General features: G+C 70.1%; 4 protein-coding genes and 1 pseudogene. 2 read left to right on the forward strand and 3 right to left on the reverse strand.

Going from position 1 to position 4,107, the window contains the following annotated elements; all coding sequences use genetic code 11:
• Positions 1-135, reverse strand: a pseudogene (locus G6048_RS47075) (family 1 glycosylhydrolase); the annotation flags it as partial.
• A gap of 163 nt (positions 136-298) precedes the next feature.
• On the opposite strand from G6048_RS47075, the gene G6048_RS47080 reads away from it, so the two are divergent.
• Entirely contained in the window at positions 299-1,444 is a 1,146-nt protein-coding gene (locus G6048_RS47080) for a peptidoglycan recognition protein family protein (protein ID WP_165345750.1), read from the forward strand.
• 198 nt (positions 1,445-1,642) lie between these two features.
• Positions 1,643-2,410 carry a nucleotidyltransferase domain-containing protein gene (locus tag G6048_RS47085; protein ID WP_165345751.1) on the forward strand — a complete coding sequence of 256 codons (768 nt, stop codon included), beginning with the start codon at positions 1,643-1,645 and terminating at the stop codon, positions 2,408-2,410.
• A 202-nt stretch (positions 2,411-2,612) separates the two neighbouring features.
• On the opposite strand, the gene G6048_RS47090 is transcribed toward G6048_RS47085, so the two are convergent.
• Positions 2,613-3,644: a Clp protease N-terminal domain-containing protein gene (locus tag G6048_RS47090; protein ID WP_165345752.1), complete on the reverse strand. Its 1,032-nt coding sequence runs from the start codon at positions 3,642-3,644 to the stop codon at positions 2,613-2,615.
• 144 nt (positions 3,645-3,788) lie between these two features.
• Positions 3,789-4,107: response regulator transcription factor (locus G6048_RS47095; protein WP_235991127.1), on the reverse strand; the 319-nt coding region annotated here is incomplete at its 5' end.

Consider the following 4,107-nt stretch of genomic DNA (forward strand, 5'->3'; position numbering starts at 1 on the left):
AGCGTGCACCCCGGACCCGTACCCGAGAAAGGCGCTGCACCAGGGCTCGTTGAGGGTGATCCACTGCTCGACGCGGTCGCCGAGCGCCTCGCCGACGATCTGCGCGTACTCCGCGAACCGCAGCGCCCCGGCCCTACCGCCGAGTAGCTCAACTCCCGCCATTTTCACAGGGGGTGGTGGCCGAAACGTTATTCCGGAACCGTATGATCCCTTGCGTCTTCAAGCACGGCTGGCGCTCGGGGCCCGTATGCCCCAGTAGCCGTCAGGAACGACCACGGAACCCGTAAGGATCCCCCCGATGACAGTTCCCCCCACGTCCCATCGCCCCAAATCCCGCGTCACCCGGCGTGGTTTGATCGGCGCCGCAGGCGCGGTCGCGGCAGGTGCCGTGATCACCCCGGCCGTGATGGCGACCACCAACTCGGAGTCCACCGACGCGGACGCCAAAGAGGCCGACACCACGGCGGCCGAACCCGGTACGACACCGGAGAACTTCCCCAAGACCCGCACCAAGGCGGCCACCGGCGAAGCACCCGTCGAGGCCGCCTTTCCCATCGCCTACGTGGGCCTGACCTGGGCGGGCACGCGCAAAGCCACCGGTGGCGGCATCCGGCTGACCGACGCCGACGGCAGCCAGGGCGCCTGGAAGGACCTGAGCGCCAGCGGCTGTTCGGACAGTAACGGCGGTGTCCTGCTCGTCTCCGCAGGCCAGGCGTCCGGTTACGAGGTGAAGGCCCCGAACGGCGCCACCGAGCTGCGTTCCTGTGCCATCGACACGAAGCAGGGCCCGGCGCGCAAGGTGGCCGTCCCGACCGACACGACCCGGGTGCGCGGCATCGCCTACCTGACGCGCGCGGCCTGGGGCGCGGACGAGTCGCTGCGCTTCAAGCCGGACGGCTCGGAGAACACGCCGACCGCGTACTACCCGTTCCAGACCCTTACGGTCCACCACACCGCGACCGTCAACGCCGACCCGGACCCCGCCGCCACCGTGCGTGCGATATACGAGCTCCACGCCGTCACCAACGACTGGGGCGACATCGGCTACCACTTCCTCATCGACGAGGCGGGCACCATCTACGAGGGCCGCTTCTCGGGCGACGACGGCATCCCCGCCCACGACGGCGACGGCAAAGTCGTCACCGCCTTCCACGCGGTGGGTTTCAACTCCGGCAACCTCGGCATCGCCCTCCTCGGCACCCTGACCACCCAGGGCCCGACCGAAGCCGCCCGCGAGGCACTCACCCGCCTGACCCGCGTCCTCGTCCGCCTCCACGGCGTCGACCCCAAGGCTCAGGTCACCTACACCAACCCGATCAACGGCACCACCAGGGACGTACCGGAAATCAGCGGTCACCGCGACTGGATGGAAACCGAGTGCCCCGGCCAGGTGATGTACGACGAACTGGCCACCCTGCGCGACGCGGTGGCCGCGGGCCGCTGACCCCTCCGGGGGCTTCGGGGGACGGGGGGCCCTGAAGACCAGCCCGCCCAGCAAGACTTGGGGATGCCCGGCCGCACGCGCCGGGCATCCCCTGCGGCTGAGGGAGGGACGGCTATCAGCCCGCGAGGGATGTCAGTCCCGGGGATTACGGTGGAGCCTCCGCACCACGCGCATTGCGTACGGCGCTGAAGGGGCCCCATGGACGAAGTGACCGACTCCGCCTTCCTCGACCACGTCGCCGACCGCCTGGCCGCACTCCCGGCCGTCCGGGCGGTGACCCTGGGCGGCTCTCGGGCCCAGGGCACTCACACCCCCGACAGTGACTGGGATTTGGCGGTGTACTACCGCGGAGCCTTCGACCCTGAAGATCTGCGAGCCCTCGGCTGGCCCGGCGAGGTCTCGGAAATCGGCGGCTGGGGCGGTGGAGTCTTCAACGGCGGGGCGTGGCTGACGATCGACGGCCGACGTGTGGACGTCCACTATCGGGACCTCGATGTGGTGGAACACGTGTGGGCGGAAGCGGAGGAGGGCCGCTTCCAGGTCGAGCCCCTGATGTTCCACCTCGCAGGAATCCCGACGTACCTGCTCGTCGCCGAGCTCGCCATCAACCAGGTGCTACGGGGTGAACTACGCCGCCCCTCCGCCTATCCACCGGCCTTGCGTAAGACCGCCCCCGAGCGCTGGCACGGCATCGCCACCGCCACCCTCGCCTACGCGAAGGCCGGCCACGCCCCGAAGGGCGCCCTCACCCAGGTCGCGGGCGCGATCGCCGTCGCGGCAACGCAGACGGCGCACGCGGTGCTGGCGGCGCGGGGAGAGTGGGTCACCAACGAGAAGCGGTTGCTGGAGCGAGCGCGGTTGGGTGAAGTCGACGCGCTGGTGGGGAACTTGACCCCGGAACCGGCCGCCTTGATACGGGCGGTCACGGAGGCCGAGACGCTCTTCAACCGGGCGGTTTCTCAGTAGCCGCTCCCGAAGGCATCGCTGAATGGGGCAGGTCCATCTCGGGGAGTCGGCCGTGGGGCCTCTGCCGCAGCCGGATGCCCCGCCGCCCGAGGCGGGTTACACGCGGCTGATCTTCAAGGCCGCCACATTGGGCGCACGACAGGACCGCCCACCCGCCAACACCCCGTCCCGTACGTGCGTTCACCCACCGCCGCCGGCCCTCTCAGTTGCCGGAAGTGCTGGTCAGCGCGTCGATCAGCTGGCGAGCGCGGGTCTGCTCGCTCAGGAGGGCCTCGACCAGGGGGCCGGTGCCCGGATCGGCCGTACTCACCAGGTTCAGGCCCGCGGCCTCGTCGACGTACTGCTCGACGGGCCGGGGATCGGCTGTCAGGCGAACGCGATCACCGGCGGTCAGCGCACGGTGAACCGAGGCGTAGTCGATGCCCAGGCGTGCCAGTCGCTCGCCGCCCGCGTACTGGGTTTCCTGGTCGGGGGCGCTCTTCCCCGACAGATGCGGGTACCGGAGCGCGACCTCGTGGGTGGCCAGGATCGCGAGCAGTACATGCTCGGTGCCCACCACGCCATGGCCGAGACGACGTGCCTGCTCGTCGGTCTCCAGCCTGACCCAACCGGCAGGCAGCGACGCCCAGTTGACCCCGCTGAATCTGACCAGCCACCGCATCCATAGGGGGGACATCCGACGATAGTGGCTACGGCCGAGGAGAACGTCGAGGGTGGCGTGCAGCAGAGGGTTGAGGTCATCCTCCTGGCTCCCTGAGCCACCGTCGAGGCGGGTGCGTACGGCGTGCGGTGCGATGCCGCATGCGCCCAGCAGCTCCACAGCGCGGTTGTCCTCCTCCAGCAGTCCCCTCAGCAGATACTCGGCGCCGAGCTTCGCCGCGTCTTCCCGCTGCGCGTGCCCCATCGCGACGGTCAGCGCTCTGGCCGCAGCGCCCGTGAAGTGGGTGCGCCGATCGCCGTCGTCCCCCAGGAGGTCCTTCGAGGCGACGCTTCCCTCGGCGTCGTCGTCGGCGCTCCACGCGCCGTCCCTGTGCATCCTGTCCCGCAACACCGTCAGCAGCGCGGTCTTGGTCGCCCCTTCCTCCGCGAGTGCTTCGCGCGCCGGACCTTTGGCCGTGGTGATGCCCGCCAGTAGATGCTCGGTGCCGATGGCTCCCTCGGCGTCTCCCCGCGCACCCCGAGCGGCCCCCAGGATTCCCACGACGTTCCAGTCGGGCGACTTGGTCGCTTCCATACGGCCTTCCTCTTTCTGCTGGTCCTGGGGATCAGCCTCTCCGACCAGGGCAGTAGACCGCGTCGCTCCGGAGGGCGATCTGCTCCTGCACCCTGGGGTATACCTGGAGCGCTGCTGGGTCACCGGATGCGCAGGACGCGACCTTCAGCCGATCGGCGGTCTCGGCCGCACCAGGCCGGTGTCGTACGCGAAGATCGTCGCCTGCACCCGGTCCCGTAGATCCAGCTTGCTCAGGAGAGCGTTGACGTGGGTCTTCACGGTGCCCGTGGCAACGCCCAGGCGAGCGGCGATCTCGGCGTTGGCGAGGCCGGTCGCGATCAGGGAGAGGACCTCGCGTTCCCGGGGAGTGAGGGCGTCGAGGGCCGCGGGGGCGGCCGGTGGCTGACGGAGCCGAAGCCGAGTTCGGTGACCGGCACGAAGCCGTCCGCGGTCTCGGCGCGCCAACCCGGCGGTCTGGATGTAC

Source organism: Streptomyces ureilyticus (genome assembly GCF_011045025.1).
In the GTDB taxonomy this organism is placed as follows: Bacteria; Actinomycetota; Actinomycetes; order Streptomycetales; family Streptomycetaceae; genus Streptomyces; species Streptomyces ureilyticus.